General features: G+C 70.7%; 20 protein-coding genes. 8 read left to right on the forward strand and 12 right to left on the reverse strand.

Annotated features, from left to right (window positions below):
- On the reverse strand, positions 1-299 hold a 299-nt coding region (locus tag VF647_19845), incomplete at its 3' end, for a GTP-binding protein (protein HEX8454343.1).
- 205 nt (positions 300-504) lie between these two features.
- Between VF647_19845 and VF647_19850 the strand changes: the two genes are divergently transcribed.
- A complete protein-coding gene (locus tag VF647_19850; GenBank protein HEX8454344.1) occupies positions 505-1,122 on the forward strand; it encodes an NUDIX hydrolase in 618 nt (205 codons plus the stop codon).
- Between the two features lie 217 nt (positions 1,123-1,339).
- Here the strand turns inward: VF647_19850 and VF647_19855 are convergent, their stop codons facing one another.
- Positions 1,340-1,903 (reverse strand): hypothetical protein, encoded by a 564-nt coding sequence (locus tag VF647_19855; protein ID HEX8454345.1) that lies wholly within the window; start codon positions 1,901-1,903, stop codon positions 1,340-1,342.
- 165 nt (positions 1,904-2,068) lie between these two features.
- Positions 2,069-3,067 (reverse strand): cysteine synthase A, encoded by a 999-nt coding sequence (gene cysK, locus VF647_19860; GenBank protein HEX8454346.1) that lies wholly within the window; start codon positions 3,065-3,067, stop codon positions 2,069-2,071.
- A gap of 183 nt (positions 3,068-3,250) precedes the next feature.
- Between cysK and VF647_19865 the strand changes: the two genes are divergently transcribed.
- The gene (locus tag VF647_19865; GenBank protein ID HEX8454347.1) at positions 3,251-4,066 is read left to right on the forward strand and encodes a DUF4097 family beta strand repeat-containing protein; all 816 of its coding nucleotides are present in this window, start codon (positions 3,251-3,253) and stop codon (positions 4,064-4,066) included.
- 573 nt (positions 4,067-4,639) lie between these two features.
- A complete protein-coding gene (locus VF647_19870) occupies positions 4,640-5,086 on the forward strand; it encodes an EVE domain-containing protein (GenBank protein ID HEX8454348.1) in 447 nt (148 codons plus the stop codon).
- A 249-nt stretch (positions 5,087-5,335) separates the two neighbouring features.
- Here VF647_19870 and VF647_19875 read toward each other — a convergent pair whose 3' ends face one another.
- Positions 5,336-6,136 (reverse strand): Rad52/Rad22 family DNA repair protein, encoded by an 801-nt coding sequence (locus VF647_19875; GenBank protein ID HEX8454349.1) that lies wholly within the window; start codon positions 6,134-6,136, stop codon positions 5,336-5,338.
- 103 nt (positions 6,137-6,239) lie between these two features.
- On the opposite strand from VF647_19875, the gene ligD reads away from it, so the two are divergent.
- Positions 6,240-7,211, forward strand: coding sequence for a non-homologous end-joining DNA ligase (gene ligD / locus VF647_19880; GenBank protein HEX8454350.1), 972 nt, complete (start codon positions 6,240-6,242; stop codon positions 7,209-7,211).
- A gap of 34 nt (positions 7,212-7,245) precedes the next feature.
- On the opposite strand, the gene VF647_19885 is transcribed toward ligD, so the two are convergent.
- The 8 genes from VF647_19885 to VF647_19920 all read right to left on the reverse strand — a co-directional run bounded on the left by VF647_19885 (position 7,246) and on the right by VF647_19920 (position 14,394).
- Positions 7,246-7,728, reverse strand: coding sequence for a type II toxin-antitoxin system VapC family toxin (locus VF647_19885; protein HEX8454351.1), 483 nt, complete (start codon positions 7,726-7,728; stop codon positions 7,246-7,248).
- Positions 7,725-7,952, reverse strand: coding sequence for a hypothetical protein (locus tag VF647_19890; GenBank protein HEX8454352.1), 228 nt, complete (start codon positions 7,950-7,952; stop codon positions 7,725-7,727). Before VF647_19890 ends, VF647_19885 begins: the two co-directional genes overlap by 4 nt.
- Before the next feature lie 204 nt (positions 7,953-8,156).
- Positions 8,157-8,921 (reverse strand): creatininase family protein, encoded by a 765-nt coding sequence (locus tag VF647_19895; protein HEX8454353.1) that lies wholly within the window; start codon positions 8,919-8,921, stop codon positions 8,157-8,159.
- Between the two features lie 20 nt (positions 8,922-8,941).
- Positions 8,942-9,691, reverse strand: a complete 750-nt coding sequence (locus VF647_19900) for a hypothetical protein (protein ID HEX8454354.1) — start codon at positions 9,689-9,691, stop codon at positions 8,942-8,944.
- A 10-nt stretch (positions 9,692-9,701) separates the two neighbouring features.
- Positions 9,702-11,186, reverse strand: coding sequence for a phytoene desaturase family protein (gene crtI / locus VF647_19905; GenBank protein ID HEX8454355.1), 1,485 nt, complete (start codon positions 11,184-11,186; stop codon positions 9,702-9,704).
- Entirely contained in the window at positions 11,179-11,892 is a 714-nt protein-coding gene (locus VF647_19910; GenBank protein HEX8454356.1) for a lysophospholipid acyltransferase family protein, read from the reverse strand. Before VF647_19910 ends, crtI begins: the two co-directional genes overlap by 8 nt.
- Before the next feature lie 262 nt (positions 11,893-12,154).
- Positions 12,155-13,291, reverse strand: a complete 1,137-nt coding sequence (locus VF647_19915; protein ID HEX8454357.1) for a glycosyltransferase family 2 protein — start codon at positions 13,289-13,291, stop codon at positions 12,155-12,157.
- Entirely contained in the window at positions 13,288-14,394 is a 1,107-nt protein-coding gene (locus VF647_19920) for a hypothetical protein (GenBank protein HEX8454358.1), read from the reverse strand. The genes VF647_19915 and VF647_19920 overlap by 4 nt, the downstream gene beginning before the upstream one ends.
- 90 nt (positions 14,395-14,484) lie before the next feature.
- Between VF647_19920 and VF647_19925 the strand changes: the two genes are divergently transcribed.
- The 4 genes from VF647_19925 to VF647_19940 all read left to right on the forward strand — a co-directional run bounded on the left by VF647_19925 (position 14,485) and on the right by VF647_19940 (position 19,426).
- Complete coding sequence (locus VF647_19925) at positions 14,485-15,735, forward strand: lycopene cyclase family protein (GenBank protein ID HEX8454359.1); 1,251 nt, start codon at positions 14,485-14,487, stop codon at positions 15,733-15,735.
- A 25-nt stretch (positions 15,736-15,760) separates the two neighbouring features.
- On the forward strand, positions 15,761-16,843 hold the full coding sequence (locus VF647_19930; GenBank protein HEX8454360.1) for a polyprenyl synthetase family protein: 1,083 nt from the start codon (positions 15,761-15,763) through the stop codon (positions 16,841-16,843).
- A gap of 145 nt (positions 16,844-16,988) precedes the next feature.
- Entirely contained in the window at positions 16,989-18,509 is a 1,521-nt protein-coding gene (locus tag VF647_19935) for a phytoene desaturase (protein HEX8454361.1), read from the forward strand.
- Positions 18,506-19,426 (forward strand): phytoene/squalene synthase family protein, encoded by a 921-nt coding sequence (locus tag VF647_19940; GenBank protein HEX8454362.1) that lies wholly within the window; start codon positions 18,506-18,508, stop codon positions 19,424-19,426. The genes VF647_19935 and VF647_19940 overlap by 4 nt, the downstream gene beginning before the upstream one ends.
- The last annotated feature ends 35 nt before the right edge of the window (positions 19,427-19,461 follow it).

Below are 19,461 nucleotides of genomic sequence, written 5' to 3' on the forward strand. Positions count from 1 at the left end.
ACGCGCACGCCGGCGCGCGCTTCGCCCAGGAAGTCCAGGTAGCCGGGGGTGTCGATGAAGTTGACCTTGGCGTCCAGCCAGGTGGCGTGCGCCACCGAGGTGTTCATCGAGCAGCCGTGGGCGATCTCTTCGGGGGTGAACATGGTGAGCGCGGTGCCGTCGGCGGCGGATCCGTGGCGGCGGGTGGCGCCGGATGCGTGGCAGCAGGCGTCGATCAGCGTCGTCTTTCCCGCGCCGCCGTGGCCGACCACCACGACGTTGCGGATGCGGTCCGTTGTGAATGAGGGGGCTGACGCCATACGCACCTCCGGGCAGGGGTGGAGGGAACCCGGCGCGGGACGCCGGGCGGAGGGGAAGTGCGTGTGGCGCGGGGACAGTGGCACGGCACGGCTTTCCGCACGTACGCGCTTCCGGCAACCGGATTTTCGCGATGCAAGAAGTGTACGGCCATGCTAGCTTCCACCCGGTCGCCATTCCCATTCCCCAATCGCCATTCCCCGCCCTATGGACCCCGACTGGCTTCGATGGGCGCGCCGCATCCACGCGCTGGCGCAGAACGGCTCCGCGTACACCGAGGGCGTCTTCGACCGCGAGCGCTACGCCGAGCTGAAGACGATCGCCGCGGCGATGATGGCCGCGTACGGCGACTCGACTCCCGAGCACGTGCTCGGGTTGTGGGCAATGGAGGAGGGATACGCGACGCCCAAGGTGGACGTGCGCGCCGCCGTCTTTCGCGGCGGCGAGATCCTGCTGGTGAGGGAGCGCTCGGACGGCCGCTGGGCGCTCCCCGGCGGCTGGGCGGATGTGGGGGACACGCCCGCGCAATGCGTGGAGCGCGAGGTGCTGGAGGAAGCGGGGCTCACGGTGCGCGCCACGCACCTGGTGGCCCTGCACGACGGCAGCCGCAACGGGCATCCGCCGCGGCCGTACCACGTCTACAAGCTCCTCTTCCTGTGCGAGCTGGTGGGCGGCGTGGCCACCACCAGCATCGAGACGGACGAGGTCGCATTCTTCCCCGAAGACGTTCTCCCGCCGCTCTCGTTCGGGCGCGTCAACGAGGCGCAGGTCGCGCTCTGCTTCCGGCACATGCGCGATCCCATGCTCCCGACCGAGTTCGACTGAACTGCAGGGCTCACGCGGAGACGCGGAGACGCGGGGAGAGAACGGCAAGCGCATGGCTCACACAGAGGCACAGAGGCACAGAGAGAAAGGCAAAAAGATTTGTCTCTGTGGCTTTCTGTTCCTTCTGTGGCCTCTGTTTGAGCTTTTCTCCTGTTGTTCTCTCTGCGTCTCCGCGTCTCCGCGTGAGGCATTTGCGATGACGGCCGCGCTCCGGCGTCTAAGCCTCGGGAGGCTCGTTCTCGCGGCGCTTGCCGGTGGTGAGCGCTTCCACCACCTCGTCCGGCGCCGGGTTGCCGGCAATGGCGAAGACGGTGCCCTCCACCGGAACCGCGTCGGGGAGCGGGGTGCCGGGGACGAGCTCGCCGGGGAGGGTGAGGAGGCCGTCGTGGTCGCTGCCCAGCTCCAGCTCGTCCGCGGAGCCGAGCATCCCTTCCGAGACTTCGCCGCGCAGCTTGCCGCGCTTGATCCTGGTGCCGTTCGGGAGGGTGACGCCGCTGCGCACGAGGGGATAGTAGGCGCCCTCCTGCACGTTCGCGGCGCCGGTCACGATCTGGAGCCGCTGCTCAGTCCCATCGTTCACCGAGCAGACCTTGAGGCGGTCCGCATTGGGGTGCTGCGTGACGGACTCAACGTGCGCCACCACGATCGGACGCAGCAGCTCCGCCAGTGAGACGATGCGCTCGACCTCGAATCCAAGGTCGCGTAGGCGCGCGGCCACCTCCTCGGCACCTTCGGGAAGGGTCGGAACGCGGGAGCGAAGGTAAAGCAGACTCAGGTTCACGGCAGACTCCATGGGGTTCGGGGCGTGCAATCGTCCCGAAGCTACCATCCGCCGCGCCGCGAGTCTACCGGCATAAGCACAAAGACACAGAAGCACGGAGAACCCCTCCCGCCGTTCTTCCTCTGTGCCTCTGTGTCTCTGTGTGAGCCCTGCTGTTGCCGTTCGTCAGCCCTGCACCGGCGCCGTGCTCTGGATCGCCTCGTCCAGCTCCGGATAGTCCGGGTCGGCCAGCTCCGTGAAGACGGGATTCGACAGGTAGCGCTCGCCGAAGTCGCACACGATGGAGACGATCAGCTTGCCCTCGTTCTCCGGCCGCGCCGCGATCTGGAGCGCCGCCCAGGTGATGGAGCCCGACGAGATCCCCGCAAAGATCGCCTCCTCCCGCGCCAGCCGGCGAGCCGTGGCGATGGCGTCGTCGTTGGTGACGCGCACCACCTCGTCGTAGATGGAGGTGTCCAGGTTCCCGGGGATGAAGCCCGGCCCGATCCCCTGCTGCTTGTGCGGCGACGGCTCCCCGCCGGAAAGCACCGGGCTTTCCGCCGGCTCCACCGCCACGATGCGGATCCCCGGCTTCCGCTCGCGCAGGTACCGCCCCGCGCCCGTGATGGTGCCGCCCGTCCCGATCCCGCTGACGAAAACGTCCACCTCGCCCGCCGTGTCCTCCCAGATCTCCGGGCCGGTGGTCCGGTAGTGGATCGCCGGGTTGGCCGGGTTGTCGAACTGGCGCGGCATCCACGCGCTCTCTCCGAGCCGCGCCGCGATCTCCTCCGCGCGCGCGATGGCGCCCTTGATCCCCTTCGGCCCCTCCGTGAGCACCACCCGCGCACCGAGAGCGCGCAGCATGTTGCGCCGCTCGATCGTCATCGTCTCCGGCATGACGAAGATGCAGCGGTAGCCGAGCGCGGCAGCCACGTACGCCAGCCCGATCCCCGTGTTGCCGCTGGTCGGCTCCACCACCACCATCCCCGGGCGCAGGCGGCCGGCGTCGATGGCGTCGTGCACCATCGCGTAGCCGATGCGGTCCTTGACCGAGTTGAAGGGATTGAACCCTTCGTGCTTCACCACCACGCGGCCGGGGAGGCCCTCGCCCAGCCGGTTGAGCTGGATCAACGGCGTGTCGCCCACCGTCTCCGTCACGTTGGTATAGATGCGTCCGCGCGCCATCTGCGGCTCCTCTGCTGGGGTTGGGGAGGGTGCCTCACGGATCGGAAGCCGGTTTCGAAGATTCCGCCGCACATAGACATTCGCAAGGACGGCGATTCAAACCATTGGGCCGCTTGGGGTGTCGAATCGTTCGACAGGCAGCGGGAAGGAACCCGCGCCGCGCCGCCCTACTGGAGAACCACCATGCGCCCCCGCACTCTTTTCGCCGCCGCACCCGTCCTCGCCCTCTTCCTTTCCACCAGCGCCGCGGCGCAGGATTCGTGGAGCGAGTGGCTGCGGCGCTGCCGCGAGGATCGCAACTGGGGCTCTCAGGGGAGCGAGCGGCACTGCGAGGTGCGCGAGTCGCGGCTCACCGCCCGCCCTCGTCTCTCGGTGGACGGCGGCGACAATGGCGGGGTGACGGTGACGGGGTGGAACGAGGGCGGCATCCTGGTGCGCGCCCGCGTGCAGGCCAACGCCCGCTCGCGCGAGGAAGCGCGCGAGATCGCCCAGCAGGTGCGCGTGACGACCGAGGGCGGCGAGGTCCACGCCACCGGGCCCGAAAAGCGCGAGGGGCGCTCCTGGTCGGTCAGCTACGAGGTCTTCGTCCCCCGCCGCACGGGGCTCGACCTGGAGACCACCAACGGCGGAATCGGCGTGGAGCGCGTCTCGGGCGAGATGCGGCTCCAGGCGCGCAACGGCCCCGTCTCGCTGCGTGGCGTGGGCGGCAACGTGCACGCCCGCACCTCGAACGGCCCCCTGCGCGTGGTGCTGGAAGGCGACCGTTGGGCCGGCCAGGGGCTGGACGCCGAGACGCGCAACGGCCCCGTCACGCTCGAGGTGCCGGACGGCTACTCCGCCAGCCTCGAGACGGGCACGGTGAACGGGCCGATGAACTTCGACATCCCCGTGCGCGTTCAGGGCCGCATTTCGCGCCGCATCCAGACCGAGCTCGGCCGCGGAGGCGCACCGATCCGCGTCGTCACCACCAACGGGCCGGTGACCGTCCGCGGCACCTGATCCGCGCCGACTTCGGCAACTGCATCTCACGCGGAGACGCAGAGACGCGGAGTTCGCCGAAGCTCAGTGTTGAGGCACAAGGGGCCGCGACTTCAGTGTCGCGGCCCTAACCGTTGGCGCCAGTTGGAACGCGTTCGATGTTCAGCGCTGGCTGGAATGGCCCGTCGGCTTCCCCACCCCAGCGACGCCCCGCCCCGCACCGAACACGGCCATACTGGATGGACCCCCCGAACGCGCGGGACCCACGGACGCCAAACCCCGAGGTTCCGCTCAGTTACCGGAGCCGAGGTAGCCGCTGCACACCGTCGAGCAGCCAGGAATTCGGGGCGCGGATACGCTGAAGTAGCTCACAAGCCAACTCTCTCGCCTAGGTTGAAGGGACGTTCCACTCTGGACCGTCGCCTTCCAACAACCTAAGCCAACCCAACCTTTTCGGACAGTAGCTTAAAAGATCGTTCCTCTTGCGCCTACTGTAGCACCTGCTTGATCGCACGAGCCAACGCCGCCATCATTCCAGGCGGAGCTACCCCCTAACGCAGCAGAAGCGGTGAAGCTATGGCACGATGCTGGTTGATGAAGAGCGAGCCGTCGGTCTACTCGATTGATCACCTTAAGCGCGACGGACAGACTTCTTGGGAGGGCGTGAGGAACTTCCAGGCGCGCAACTTCATCCGCGACGACATGCGGGTGGGCGACCGTGTCCTGTTCTATCACAGCAACGCGAACCCGGCGGGTGTGGCGGGGCTCGCGCGCGTCGCCCGCGCCGCCTATCCCGACCCCGCCGCCCGCGACCCGAAGAACGACTACTTCGACCCGCGCGCCAGCGACGAGGATCCTCGCTGGTTCATGGTGGACGTAGCGTTCGAGGAGCGCTTCCCCGCCCTCGTCTCCTTGGACACGCTCCGCGAGACGCCGGGCTTGGAAAAGATGCTCGTCATCAACCGCAGCCGCCTCTCAGTGCAGCCGGTCACGAAGGAGGAGTTCGAGATTGTCGTGAGGCTCGGGAGAGGGCCGAAGTGAGTGCGTGAGTGTGTGAGTGCGTGAGTGCGTGAGTGCGTGAGTGCGTGAGGCGTGGCAGACATCGCCGAGCCGGTCAGGTTGCGCGGCCCTCGCGCGGTTCGAGCGGGGGGACGCGCGAGGGGCGTGCGCAACGGCAGGCATTTGCGCGGCCGCCGGGGGATAAATCCCCCGGCTGGAACTACGCGAAGCCGGCTGAAAGCGGCTAGGTGTCCGCACTTACGCACTAACGCACTCACGCACTTCTCCCGTTCACGCCGCGTTCGCCAGCGCCTGCGGCTCGGAGTCGAGCGTCGTGCCGGTGGCGCTCTGAATGGCGTCGACGACTGCCTTCGCGATCCGGGGATCTTCCTTGATCGATGCCCAGTTCTCCCGGACGAACTCCTTGAGGTTCCGTACGCGGCGGTTGATGCGAATCTCCGCGTCGTCGGCGACCTGCGGACCCACGCGGCGCACGTAGTGGAGCATCGCGTCGTGGCGCGTACCGTCGCCCGCGGGCTGCGGCTCGATGGGGGGGACCAGCGCGGCGGCGGGAGAAGGCTCCGCGGGCGTGTCCGTGGCGGGGCGCTTCGGCTGGGGCTCCGGCAGTGCCCACCTGGGGAGCTTCGGCGGATCCCAGCGGAACGGCTTGCCGTCCTTGGTCTTCCCGCGCAGGCTCCCGGTGTCGCTCACCTGCGCGAACGTCTCGTCCAGCCCATACAGATAGCGCCCGATCCCCCACTGAACGGCCGAGCGCTTCATGGCGCCCGAGAGGCCGCCCTTCACCCCCTCGATGTCGGTGTTCTCGGCGCCGTCCCACTTGGTCACCCACTCCTCGCCCACGCGCACCGAAAGCCCGCACATCACGCCCCCGTCAGGCCCGGGGCGAAACTCGTTCTTCCAGTTGCCCGGCCCCACCACCTCATCCAGGCGGCTCTGGATGGCGCGGTTGGTGACGTACGGCACGCAGATGGCCCACACGCGGCCGTTCTTCTCGCCCGCCTGCTGCAGCCGCCACTCGATCTCCTCCGCCGGGAAGCGGTCCTGGAGCGACCTGAAGTTGATCTCCGCCATGGTGTCATCCCTCCGTGGATGGTCCTGCGATGCAGAACCTTATACGGTTAATCTTCGGTTTTGTTCCCCTCGCGTCAAGAGTTTTGATGCCCCGGCACCCCGGATGCAGAGCAGGTGGCGTCAGGGGAGCGGCTCCATCACCGAAGCGGGGGGCGAGATGGCGAAAGCGGACGAGGTGCGGATCTCCGGCGTGCGGATCTCGAGCCCGGACGACGTGATGTACGAGGAGCAGGGGATCACCAAGCGCGAGCTGGCCGAGTACTACGTGGCGGTGGCCGGCAGCATCCTTCCCTTCCTGCGCGGACGCCCGCTGACGCTGGTGCGCTGCCCCGACGGCGAGGGGGGCGCCTGCTTCTACCAGCGCCACGCCTCCGGCCACGTCTCCCCTGAGCTGCGCCAGGTGGAGGTGGAGAAGCCGGACGGCGGCGTCTCGATGCACCTCGCGGCGGAGTCGCTGAAGGCGGTGCTGTCGATGGTGCAGATGCGCGTGCTTGAGCTCCACACCTGGAACGCGCGGCGCGACCGGCTGGACCGTCCCGACCGCATGGTGCTGGACCTGGATCCGGGGCCGGGGGTGCCGTGGTCGGGGGTGGTGGGCGCCGCGTTCTCCTTTCGCGACCGGCTGGAGGAGCTGGGGCTGCGCTCGTTTGTGAAGACGACGGGGGGCAAGGGGGTGCACGTGGTGGTCCCGCTCGCCCGCCGACACAGCTGGGAACAGGTGCGCGAGTTCAGCCGCGGCCTCGCCACGGAGGCAACCCGGCGCGCGCCGCAGCACTACCTGGAGCACGCATCCAAGGCGGACCGAAAGGGGCGCATCTTCGTGGACTACCTGCGCAACGCGTGGGGCGCCTCCATCGTCACCCCGTTCTCCACCCGCTCCCGGCCCGGCGCCCCCGTCTCCACCCCGCTCTCCTGGGACGAGCTCCGCTCCGGCGCCGAGCCGATGGACTTCACCGTCCGCACCGTCCCCGAGCGCCTCGCCGCGCTCCGCGAAGACCCGTGGCAGGGCTACGCCGAAGCCGCCCGCCAGACCATTACCCGCGCCGCGCTGCGAAAGGTGCAGCCGTCATCCTGACGTAGAGCACGGCTGCGGGTCCTGTTGCAGACGTTCAGGTGGTAGGGTCGAGGACAAGCATCCCCTCCTGGCGCGCGGCCGCAACTTGGCGCTGATCCGCGGAGACGAACCAGAACTCGTCTCCCTCCGCGGCGTGGCGGTGCACGTGCTGCGCGGCTGCGATGTGCACCGCGTCCGCGCCTTTCACGCGGTGCCGAAAAGCGAGTTCGGCGGCCTCCGAAATGACGTTGCTCGCCCTGATAATCGTGAACATCGAGCCGTGACTCGCAATCGCTGCGAGTTCGGGTAGCGTTCGCCTCAGGCTCGCCAAACTGATCCCGCGCCGCCCACCTTCACCGCGTTCGATCAGTTGACGTAGCGCCGAAACACACTCGGGATGCGCGATGTCGCAGAACGAGACACGCACTCTCGTGCCATCCCCCTGGGCGCCACGGACGATCTCACGAACGCGAGTAGCGCCTGCTTCCACCACGAACAGCTTCAGGAACGTGGAGGAATCGAAGAAGTAGTACCTCACGGAGGGGCGTGTCGCCAACGGATCAAGATCTCGCTCGCCGTTTCGCCCTCAACCACGAGCGGTTCAGGTAACTCCCATTTTGCCCCGATGCGCGGGATCTGGATGTGGACACCATCCGCGGCCATTCGATCGCGCAGCTCGATCAGGTCCTGCGCGTACTCCGGCTCGTCCGGCTTGCCGTTCGGCTGCTCGGGCGGAGGCTGGTTGGTCAGCGGGGTGCTCATAGGGTCTGCCTGGAGCTCGGGGGAGGTTCGGTAAGCTCAGCAACGATAACCGTTTCCGGCGTGCCACTCAAGCGACATTTCGGGGCGTTCAGGGGGTGACAGCAGGCGGGTGCGCGGGGTGTGCGGGTGGCCCGTTCGGCGCGCGCAGAAACGCGCCCGCTCCCAGGCGTGGAGCGGGCGCGATGGGGGTTTGCACGGGTGCGGCTATTCGTAGAGCGCGTCGAGGTCGGCGGCGGCGAGGTCGACGAGGAGGGTGGAGACGCGCTCGGTGACGACGTCGAAGAAGGCGGCGCCCTTTTCAGGGGTGGAGGCGGAGGGGTTGCCGGTTCCGGTGTCGTCCGTGACCTGGCGCCAGTGGCGCGGGGCCCAGGCCCAGCCCTCGCGCAGGCCCGCGACGCGGAAGCGGCGGGCGGCGCCGCTCCCCGCTTCGTCCAGTGGGAGGACGAGGTCCGGTTCGACGTGCATCATTACGCTCGTCTCCAACTCGCCCGCGTGGTCGCCGGGCTCCGTGAAGAAGGGCTTCGGGTCCACGCAGTTCCACCAGTTGACGGTGCAGATAAAGACGCGGCTGCGCGGCTGCAGCTCGCGGATCATCTGCCGGAAGTCGTTGCCGCCGTGGCCGTTCAGGAGCACCAGGCGGTGGATCCCCTGCCCTTCCAGCGCGTGCACCAGGTCGGCGAGGACGGCGGCCTGGGTGCTGGGGTTCAGGTTCAGCGCGAGCTTAAGGTCGAGCTGCCCGGTCTGCACGCCGAATGGCACGGTCGGGAGCACTACCGCGCGCGGCCCCCGCTCCCAAGCGCGGCGCGCGGCCTCGGCGGCGACGTGGTCGCACTGGATGATGTCGGTGGCGTACGGAAGGTGGTAGTTGTGGGGCTCGGTGGCGCCCCAGGGGAGCACCGCAACCGTGTACGGCGTGTGCTCCACCGTCTTCCAGATGGCTTCGGCGAGGATGTACGGGCGGCCGGGCATGCGTGGTTCTTGTGCGGGGTTCAGCGCGCGAAGATCGTGCGCGCGTCCTTGATCAGCGCATCGCAGCCGGCGGCGTCGGTGCGGACCATGGTGAAGCGGCTGCTGGCCGGATCGGGACGCAGGGGGAGGGTACGGGCGAACATCCGGTTGGATGCGCCCAGCGTGCGCTGCTCCAGCAGGCGCACCTCCACGTCGCCCTCGACCCGATCGTCGGACGTGCGGCGGCCGTGCAGGACCACGTGCGCGCGCTGGGCGACGAAGAAGCGCACCTGCCCCACGACGGGGAAGTGGGCGACGACCGTGGCTCCCGGAGCGCCGTCGCCGTCGCTGTCCACCACGCCGGGGGAGCGCGCGTCGTGCGGGAGCGCGCCGCCGGTGAGACGCGGATCGTAGCCCACGTGGTCCACGCCGGAATCCGCGGTGTAGCTGCGGTCCGGCGCATCGCCGCGCACGTCCGCTGGATACTCGCGCGGGGCGAGGGCGCGCACGAAGGCTGTCGGTACCGTCATCCTCAGGCGCGGGCTGTCGATGTCGACGTCGCATACACGCTGGCGCTGCAAGAGGCGGCCGGCGCGGCGCTCCACCTCGACGAGCAGAAGGGAGCGGGTGACGCTCCTTTGCGCGCCCATTATCGGCACGCGCGCGATGCTTCCCACGCGCAGCTCCATGGCGTAGCGCCCCTCCCAAACGTCCGCGCGGCGGGCGGAGGCGCAGAGGGGGAACGCGGCCAGCACGGTGAGCGCGCGGAGTTTTCGCAGTCGATTCGTCATCTTCCCAGTGCTACGGTTCCATCCCGCGGTCGGCGAGGAGCGCGCGCGCGGCCGCTTCGCCCGAGAGTACGCACAGCGGCACCCCGCCGCCCGGGTGCGCGCTCCCGGATGCAAGGTAGAGCCCGCGCACCCCCACGACCCGGTTGGGCGGGCGGCGAAAGGCGGCCAGCGGCGAGTTGGATGCCGCGCCGTAGATGCTGCCGCGGCTCCCCGGAAACTCGTTCGCGAGGTCGGTCGGCGTGCGCTCCCAGGCCAGATCGTCGTGCTCAGCGATGAGGCCCGCGGTGCGCAGCCGCTTCATCACGGTTTCGCGCAGGCGGGACCACGTTTCGGGCGCGCGGGGGCCGGCGGCGGGCTCGGCGGGGGCGTTGGCCATGACGAAGAGCGGTTCGTCACTGTCCCATCCGGAGCGGCCATGACACGCCTCCTGCGCGCAGAGGTAGACCGTCGGCTCGGAGGGGGGGATGCCGCGGTCGAAGATGTCCGTAAACTCGTTCATGTAAGTGCCCGGAAAGAGCACGGTGTGCGCGGCCCGCGCCTCCGCTCCCGAGCGCCGGCGGGCGCGCACGATGCCGACCCAGCCGGACATCGATGGCTCCGCCGGAGCGCGCCGAATGGTACCCTGTGGGAGGAGGTCGTCCAGCACGTGGGCGGCGTCCGCGTTCCCGACGACCGCGGCGGCGGGCCAGTGCCGTCCATCCGCCGTCTCCACCCCCTGCACACGCCCGCCGCTCGTGCGGATGCGCTCCACGCGCGCGCCCGTGTGGATGCGGGCTCCGGCGCGCTCGGCGACGCGGGCGAGGGCGCGGGCGACCTCGTACATCCCGCCCTCCACCCCGTATCCACCCATCGCGAGCTCCACGTGGGCGATGCAGTTGAGGGTGGCCGGGGCGCGGCGCGGGTCCGAGCCGTTGTAGGTCGCGTATCGCGCCAGCAGCCAGCGCAGATGCGGCGAGCGGACCCGCGCGCGGATCGCGCCCCACATCCTGCGCAACGGATCGATGCGCGGCAGCAGCGCCAGTGACGCAAGCCCTCCACGCGCCAGCGCCGCGGGGGTGGGCGCGGGGCCGTAGACGAAGTGCGGCGCGGCGGCGTCCCAGATGCGCGCGGAGTAGCGCAGGAAGCCGGCGAACTCGTCCGCCGCCTGTGCGCCGAGCGTGGATCGCACCGACTCGACCGTCTGTTCCGGCCGCACGAACACGTCGAGCGCCACTCCATCCGGGTACAGGTAGCGGAAAGCGGGCTTGGGCTCGCGCAACGTGATCTCTTCCCGAAGCGAGCTTCCAGCGACGCGAAAGACGGCGTCCAGCGCACCCGGCAGCGTGAGGACGCTGGGGCCCGTGTCCACCTCGATTCCCTCCACCACGCGCACGTTCAGCTTCCCGCCGACACGCGGGCCGGCCTCCAGCACGTCGACCGACAGGCCGCGCGCCGCCAGCCGCGTGGCCGCCGCCACCCCGCCGACGCCGGCGCCGATCACCACCACGTCAGCCATCGCCACCTCCGCGCCCGCCCAGAAGGCGTGCTCCGATCCCCTGCTCCGGCGACTTCACCCGCGGCGCAACCAGCGCGGGAAAGGCGCGCGCACTTCCGGCGAGCGCCGCATCGATGCGCGCCAGGCCGTCCTCGACGGCGCGCTCCACCCGCGCCACGGCCGCTCCGCCCGCCGGGATGGGCGCGCCGAGGTGGGCCCACGCGGCGGGCGCGGGCCGCTCTCCCCAGGCGTACTGGATGGCGATGGGGATGATGGACGCCTCCGGCACCATCCGCGCGAGGAGCGCGACGCCGCCCTGGAAGCAGAGCGGGCGGAGGTGCGCCGGCCGGTGGTGGCCCTGCGGGAAGATCCACACTGCGCGGCCCGGCCGGTCCAGCTTCGCCGCCGCATCCCTGAGCCCCGCGCGCGACGTGGCCGCACCCCGGCGGTCCAGCGGGAGCGCTCCCAGGCGTGCAAAGAAGGGGAGGCGGCGTACGCTTTCCGCGTCCATCAGCGCGTACCCTTCGGTGCCGAGCGCCTCGTCGAGCGCCACCACGAGGAACGAGTCCCACCAGCCCACGTGGTTCGCGGCGAGGATGACGGGGACGTGGCGGGCGGCTTCGCGTGCCTGTTCGAGGCCATCCACATAGAAGCCGTCGAGCCCGCGCGCTAGGCGCCGCCGCACGTACGGGCGCGTGAGGGCGAGGAACCAGGGGGAGCGGCTCATGCGGCCCCCTCCCCCCGACACCCTCCCCCGCCTGCGGGGGCGCAGGGCGGGTGAGGGGGAGAACTTCGCGTGCTACGCCGATGCCTCGTCCTCGGCGCCGCTCCGCCGCTCATACCGCACACGGACACCGGTAGGGGCAGACCTGCGTGTCTGCCCTCTCCTGCCCCCATCGGGATTCCCGCCCCTGCGCACCAAAACCTGGTAGGGGCAGCCCCACGTGGCTGCCCGTGCTCGCCCCGGCTCCGTGCCTCGCGTCGCCGCATCATCCCTCCAGCCTCGCCTCGCGCGACGCGTACCGCCGCCCGCGCCAGCGGATGTCGCCGCGGCGGCGCCAGCGAAAGGAGTTCACCGCGATCCCCATCGCCCCCAGCACCGCCAGCGGATGCAGCACGATGCCCTCGATCGGCTGCCGCAGGCGCAAAGCGAGCGCGATTCGGATCAGCACGTTCGCCGCGACGCCGGCGAGCGATGGCGCGAGGAGCGCGCGCGGACCCAGCACCGCCACCGCGAGCCCGACGTATGGGGCGACGAACACGATGCCGTAAAGCGCGATCACCCCCAGCACGCTGGCCGCCGTGCCGCCCACCCCCTCGGCCAGGTTCTTGGAGAATCCACGCCAGACCTCGCCCGAGCCACGATACATGCGGCAGCGCGCCATGAGGTGCCCGTCCGCGAAGACGACGCGGCCACCGGTCTGCTTGACGCGCCGGCAGAGCGCCATGTCGTCCACCACTTCGGCGCGCACGGAGGGCCAGCCGCCGGCTGCGTCGAGGGCAGCGCGGCGGATGGCGAGAAGCTGGCCGTTCGCCACCAGGAACCGCGGATCGCGCGAGCGCCAAACGAGCGGGAGCGGGAGCCATGCGACGTAGGTGAGGTGGAGGAGCGGGATGATCCAGCGCTCCGCCCACGTCCCCGTCACCTGTCGCGTGGCGGCGGTCACCACGTCGGCGCAGAAGTTGTCGAAGATGAAGCCGATCCGCGCCAGGCACTCGGGCGAGGCCTCCGTGTCGGCGTCGAGGAAGACGAGCACGTCGCCGGATGCCGCTTCCGCGAGCCGGTGGCACGCGTGCGGCTTTCCCACCCAGCCGGGCGGCAGCGGGACCCCTCGTACCAGCCGCACGCGCCCGTCCTCCGCCGCCAGGCGCGCGACGATTCCGGCGGTACCATCGGAAGAATCGTCGTCGTACACGATGACCTCGTCGGGCGGGTGCGTGCAGGCGAGGACGGCGAGGACGCAGCGCTCGATGGTCTCCGCCTCGTCGCGCGCGGGGATGAGGACGGAGACGCGGCCGGCGATGCGCCCATCCGCGCGTCCACGCGGCCAGACGGTGAGGTTGAAGAGGACGAGCGCGAGCACGAACAGCGGCGGCGCGGCTAGAAGGAGCCACGCGAGGATCACACTGCCCTCCCGCCGGCCAGAACGTGGCGAAGGAGCCTCGCCACGCGCCCGGAGCGCGGGCCGGTGAAGAGGGGGAGCCAGATGGAGTTCGGCCCATCCACCCGGTGCACGCGCATGCGGACGAAAGGGCGGTGCGCCGCCAGGTCCACGCGGTCCGGGCGGCACAGCTCGCTCCACCCCTCCGCCGTCTCGCCGGATGCGGTTCGCGCTGCGGAGAGCATGCGCAGGTAGAAGGGGCCAGCGTCCATCACGCGTGTGTGCACCACTTCGAGCCAGGTGCGATCCGCTGCGCGCAGGATGATGCGCTCGGGGCGCGACAGGCCGCGAAAGGTGCGCCGCTCGCGCCCAAGCTCCACCTGCAGCTCGGTTCGCGTCATCCGCCCATCCAGGCCGATCTCGACGCCAAAGTGGATCGGGCGGCCGCCACCCTTCGGCCAGGTGAGATAATAGACCAGCTCACGATCGGCGAGCGGCACGCGCCCCCACATCCAGCGGTCGATCCCCAGGTCGTGGAGCGGAAAACGGCCGGCGTTACGGTCGTGGTACGCGCGCCCATCAACCCGCGCAAAGGGGCGCCCGTCCAGTTCCAGGCGCAGGGTGCCGGTAGCGGGGCCGGTCAGCGGCGTCCACAGGTGCGGCGCGGCCGAATCGGAGGTCGAATCCGGGAGGCGGGCGGTGCCCTCGACGTGAAGCGTGCCGGTCACGCGAGCACCGGTTCCGGGAAGTTCGCAATCGAGCGCGGCACCCAGTGTGCAACGGCCACCGTCCGCACTGCGCCAAAAGGTGCTGCGGCCGATACGCTGCTGATCCGTAAATGCGCGCGTGGGTCGCGCCTCCGCGGGGTACTCCTGCAGGAGGTAGAATACGGGCGCACCGCGGCGATATACGGCCAGGTTCAGCGAGGGACGCTGAAACGGAAGCTGCGGGACGCCGCGCCGCGCCGCGTCCGCGTAGCCGGGGAGGAAGGGGAGGCCGTACGACCAGATCAGCACGGCCCCGTCGCCGCCGGGCGCGACGAGGTCCGCGTACCACCAGGCGAACCCCCCAGGGGCGCTCAGTAGATCCGGTGATACCGCGGCGTTCGTACTCCCGATGTCGATCAACGGCTCGCTCGCTCCTCTTGGCGTGTGACGCTCGCGCTGATACGTTGTACACCACGTACAAGCTTTGTGCAACCTTCTACCCCGCCAGACATGACGATGCTGGATGCGCTCGTCGTTGGGAAGGGCCCGGCCGCGCTGGCGTGCGCGGCGGCCCTGGCGGAGCGTGGGATCGACACGGGGCTGCTGGGTCCCGCGGGCGAGGTGCACTGGCCCGCGAAGTACGGCGTGTGGGCGGACGAGATGGAAGCCGCCGCGATCCCGCCGCTCTTCGACCACGTCTGGACGTGCGCGGTGGTGCACTCCGGGCGCCCGCACCGGCTGGAGCGCGGCTATGCGCGGGTGGACAACGCGCGCATGGCCGCCTGGCTGGCGGGGCGCTGCGAGCGCGCGGGCGTGCGGGCCATCGACGGCTCGGCCGCGGGCATCGGCGCGCGGAGCTCGGCGACGGCGGTCCGGCTCCGCGAGGGAGGGACGGTGGAGGCGCGGATCGTCGTGGATGCCACCGGCCACCGGCCCGCGCTCCTTCCGCGCCAGGAGCGACCCGCGCAGGCGTACCAGACGGCCGTCGGATTCACATTAGAGGCCGACGCGCACCCCTTCGCATCGGACGAAGCGGTGCTGATGGACTGGCGCGACGGCCATCTGCCTGCCGAGGAGCGGGGCGGCTTCCCCACCTTTCTGTACGCCTTCCCGCTCGGCGACGGACGCATCTTCGTGGAGGAGACAGCGCTGGCGGCTCGCCCCGCGCTCCCGCTGGCGCTGCTGGAAGCGCGCCTCTGGCGCCGGCTGGAGGGGTCGGGCGTGCGCGTGCGGCGCGTGGTGGATCGCGAGGAGGTGTGGATCCCGATGGGCGGCGCCCTGCCCAACCGGCACGCGAGGGTGGTGGGCTTCGGCGCGGCGGGCGGCTTCGTGCACCCGGCGACGGGCTACTCGCTCGCCCGCTCCTTCGCCGCCGCACCGGTGCTGGCGGATGCGGTCGCAGGCGCGCTTGGCACGTCCGGCGCCACTCCGGAGACCGCGACGGCGGCGGCGTGGGACGCGATCTGGCCCGCGGACCGGCGGCGGCGCTTCGCCCTTTTCCGCTTCGGAATGGAGCAGCTCGTGAGGATGAACGGCACCGCGGCGCGCGAGTTCTTTGACACCTTTTTCGCGCTTCCCGACGCGGACTGGCGCGGCTACCTGGGCGACACGCTGACGGCGCGCGAGGTGAGCGGGGTGATGGCGCGCCTCTTCACGCACGCCACCGGCGGTACGCGGCGTCGCCTCGCGCTCGGCACGCTGGGCCCCGGCGGGCGCGAGCTGGCCGCGTCGCTCCTGCAGAGCGCGGTGAGGGCGGGATGATGCACCGGAAAACGACAGGAGCCGCATGAGCGCCCGCGCCATACTGGAGCGCCCCGCGCGCCGCCCCCGCCCCCTCCCGCTGAGCCGCGCGCTCAGCTCGGACGATGGGCTGATGGAGGTGGAGCAGATGATGCTCGAGCTGGCCGGCGATCCGCGAACGGACCTCGCGGCGCTCATGGTGAGCGAGCACCTGGCGACAGGGGGCAAACGGCTGCGCGCGCGGCTGGCGCTTGCGGCGCTGGAGGTGCTCGGCGGGGAGCGCGGCCGGGGCGCGGGATGGGCCGCCGCGTGCGAGCTCCTGCACAACGCCACCCTCATCCACGACGATCTGCAGGACGGCGACACCACGCGCCGCGGCCGCCCCACTACCTGGCAGCGCTTCGGCGCGGCGCAGGCGGTGAACGCGGGCGACCTCCTCCTGATGCTCCCGTTCCTGGCGGTGGAGCGCATCCCGGCCCCGGCCGAGCACCGCCTCGCGCTGTCCACGGCCGTCGCGCGCCACGCCACTGTCACCGCGCGCGGCCAGACGGCGGAGATCGCCCTCGCCACCGCCATCGACATCGGCTGGGATGCGTACCGGGCCGCCGTCGAGGGAAAGACCGGCGCCCTTTTCCAGCTCCCGGTGGAGGGCGCCGCGATCCTTGCCGGCCACACGCCGGACGAGGCGCGCGCGCTGGCAGGCGGATTCCGCGGCCTCGGCGTCCTCTTCCAGCTCCAGGACGACGTGCTGGACCTGTACGGCGAAAAGGGCCGCGGCGCCCCCGGCAGCGACCTGCGCGAGGGAAAGGTGAGCGCGCTCGTCGTGGAGCACGTCGCGCTGCACCCCGGCGACGCGCCCTGGCTGCGCACCCTCCTCGCCCTTCCGCGCGACCTCACCCCCGACGACGACGTGCGCCGCGCCACCGACCGCTTCCGCACGGCGGGCGCCCTGCGCGCGGTGCTGGGCCGAATTCGCCACGAGGCGCTCGCCGTCGTCTCCGCGCCTGGCCTCAAGCGAGCGCCCGCGCTCCGCGACCTCGCCTGGGAACTCGCGCGCGTCGCCCTGGAGCCCATCGCCCACCTGGATGCATCGGATGGACTGAAGCCGGTCGCGTCGAGGGAAGCATGACGCGCCCTACGGCAAACGACAGGGCTCACGCGGAGACGCGGAGACGCAGAGAGAGCTTCTCTGTGCCTCCGTGTGTCCGTGCCAGCAATGCAGCTCCCCGCGCCTCCGCGTCTCCGCGTGAGACCCGCTGTTCAGGGAAGTACGCATGAGCGATCCGGCTGTCGTCATAGGATCGGGCTTCGGGGGACTCGCCGCGGCCATCCGCCTGCGCGCCCGTGGGCATCGCGTGGTGCTGCTGGAGGCGATGGACCAGCCCGGCGGGCGCGCGGCCGTCTTCCGCCGCGATGGCTTCACCTTCGACGCGGGCCCGACCGTCATCACCGCGCCCTACCTGCTTCACGAGCTGTTCGAGCTGGCGGGGCGCGACTCGCGCGACTACTTCGAGCTGGTGCCCGTCGACCCGTTCTACCGCGTGGAATTCGCGGACGGCTCCCGGTTCGACTACGTGGGCGACGAGGAGCGCCTCATCGCCCAGATCGCCGCCCTCTCGCCAGAAGACGTGGACGGCTACCGCAGGCTGGCGGCGCACGCGGAAAAGATCTTCGACGTGGGCTACACGCAGCTCTCGGACGTGCCGTTCGGGCGCGCGGCGGACATGCTGCGCGTCCTTCCGGCCATGCTCCGCCTGGGCAACCACCGCTCGGTCTACGACCAGGTGGCGAAGTACATCCAGGACGAGCGGCTGCGGCAGGTCTTCACCTTCGAGCCGCTCCTGGTGGGCGGCAACCCGTTCCGCATCACCTCCATCTACCTGCTGATCCACTGGCTGGAGCGGAAGTGGGGCGTCTGGTTCGCGAAGGGCGGCACCACCTCCATCGTGCACGGGCTGGTGAAGCTGCTGGACGAGATGGGCGTGGAGATGCACTTCGGGACGCCGGCCGAGCGGATCGAGACGCGCGGCGGCCGGGCGGTGGCGGTGCACGCGGGGGGGCGCAGGATCGCGGCCTCGATGGTCGTCGCCAACGCCGATCCCACGCAGGTGTATGGATCGCTCCTGGCGCCTGAGGAGCGCAACTGGCGCACGCGCGCGACGCTGAAGACAAGGCGGTACTCGATGGGTCTCTTCGTGGGCTACTTCGGCACGAAGAAGCAGTACCCGGAGCTGGCGCACCACACCATCCTCATGGGACCGCGCTACAAGGGACTCCTCGACGACATCTTCGACCGCAAGGTGCTCGCAAAGGACTTCTCGCTCTACCTGCACGCTCCCACGCGCACCGATCCGTCGCTGGCGCCCGCGGGGTGCGAGACGTTCTACGTCCTCTCCCCCGTCCCCAACCTGCAGAGTGGGATCGATTGGGACGAGGCGGGGCCCGAGTACTTCGAGCGCATCCTGTCGCACCTGGAGCGCACCCTTCTGCCCGGACTGCGCGACTCGCTGGCGACGTCGTTCCACCTGACGCCCACCTACTTCCGCGACACGCTGCGCTCCACGCACGGCGCGGGGTTCGGCATCGAGCCGCGGCTGACGCAGTCGGCGTACTTCCGCTACCACAACCAGTCGCCGCACGCGGGCGGGCTCTACTTCGTGGGCGCGGGCACGCACCCCGGCGCGGGAGTCCCGGGGGTGCTTTCGACAGCCAAGGTGCTGGAGCGCATCATGCCCGCGCCGGCCCATCCACTTCCCCTCCCCGCGGCGCCCGCGCGCGCCGCCGCCTTCGCGTGAACGCGCAGCTGCTGGCGGAGAGCCACGACGTCTTCCGGCGGAAGGCGCGCACCTTCTGGTGGGCGAGCCGCCTGCTGCCGCGTTCGGTGCGCGACGACGCGGCCACCGTGTACGCGTTCTGTCGCATGGTGGACGACATGGGGGACGAAGCCGACGATCCTTTGGCCGCGGAGCTTGCGCTGGAGGCTTTGTCCAATGAAGTTGCAGGACGCACACAACCACGTCCGATCGTAGCAGAGCTCCGTGCCGCCGCCGAGCGCCTGGGCCTGCCCATGGAAGCCGCCGCCGAGCTGATCGCGGGCGTGCGCGGCGACCTGGGGGTGGTGCGGATGGCGGACGACGCGGAGCTGGTGCGCTACTGCTACAGGGTAGCCTCGACGGTCGGGCTCATGATGTGCGGAGTGCTCGGCGTGCGCTGCCGCGAGGCGCTCCCCCACGCCATCGACCTGGGGATCGCCATGCAGCTCACCAACATCTGCCGCGACGTGGCGGAAGACGCGGAGCGCGGGCGCGTGTACCTCCCCGCCGAGCGCCTGCGCGCCGCGGGGATCGATCCGGAAGAGGTGGTGCGCGGGGAGGCGGATCCGGAGCGGCTGGCGATTGTGGTCCGGAGTGTGCTGGCGCACGCGGACCGCTATTACCGGAGCGCCGACGGTGGGATGCGCGACATCCCCTGGCGCTTCCGCCCGGCGATTCTGGTTGCGAGCCGCACCTATCGCGCCATCGGCGTCAAGCTTCGTGGGCGCGCGCCGGGGACGGCGGGGCGCGCGGTGGTGCCCTGGCCGGAGAAGCTGGCGTGGAGCGCGACGGCCGTGGCCGCCTCGCTGCGGCCCGCGATCCTGGGGATTACGCCACGCTGGGCGCACGAACGTGCTCTCCACCAGGCCCTGCGGGGGCTGCCGGGAGCGAATGCATGATTTGAACGTATCCGCACGGGCTCGGGAGGGTCCAA

The sequence above is a fragment of the Longimicrobium sp. genome (assembly GCA_036387335.1).
Taxonomy (GTDB): Bacteria; Gemmatimonadota; Gemmatimonadetes; order Longimicrobiales; family Longimicrobiaceae; genus Longimicrobium.

Coding starts and splice junctions, on each gene's coding strand:
- ligD (HEX8454350.1), top strand. CDS start 6,240: ATGCAGAGCAGGTGGCGTCAGGGGAGCGGCTCCATCACCGAAGCGGGG.
- VF647_19890 (HEX8454352.1), bottom strand. CDS start 7,952: ATGAGCACCCCGCTGACCAACCAGCCTCCGCCCGAGCAGCCGAACGGC.
- VF647_19850 (HEX8454344.1), top strand. CDS start 505: ATGGACCCCGACTGGCTTCGATGGGCGCGCCGCATCCACGCGCTGGCG.
- crtI (HEX8454355.1), bottom strand. CDS start 11,186: ATGGCTGACGTGGTGGTGATCGGCGCCGGCGTCGGCGGGGTGGCGGCG.
- VF647_19875 (HEX8454349.1), bottom strand. CDS start 6,136: ATGGCGGAGATCAACTTCAGGTCGCTCCAGGACCGCTTCCCGGCGGAG.
- VF647_19895 (HEX8454353.1), bottom strand. CDS start 8,921: ATGCCCGGCCGCCCGTACATCCTCGCCGAAGCCATCTGGAAGACGGTG.
- VF647_19870 (HEX8454348.1), top strand. CDS start 4,640: ATGAAGAGCGAGCCGTCGGTCTACTCGATTGATCACCTTAAGCGCGAC.
- VF647_19930 (HEX8454360.1), top strand. CDS start 15,761: ATGAGCGCCCGCGCCATACTGGAGCGCCCCGCGCGCCGCCCCCGCCCC.
- VF647_19935 (HEX8454361.1), top strand. CDS start 16,989: ATGAGCGATCCGGCTGTCGTCATAGGATCGGGCTTCGGGGGACTCGCC.
- VF647_19910 (HEX8454356.1), bottom strand. CDS start 11,892: ATGAGCCGCTCCCCCTGGTTCCTCGCCCTCACGCGCCCGTACGTGCGG.
- cysK (HEX8454346.1), bottom strand. CDS start 3,067: ATGGCGCGCGGACGCATCTATACCAACGTGACGGAGACGGTGGGCGAC.
- VF647_19865 (HEX8454347.1), top strand. CDS start 3,251: ATGCGCCCCCGCACTCTTTTCGCCGCCGCACCCGTCCTCGCCCTCTTC.
- VF647_19925 (HEX8454359.1), top strand. CDS start 14,485: ATGACGATGCTGGATGCGCTCGTCGTTGGGAAGGGCCCGGCCGCGCTG.
- VF647_19900 (HEX8454354.1), bottom strand. CDS start 9,691: ATGACGAATCGACTGCGAAAACTCCGCGCGCTCACCGTGCTGGCCGCG.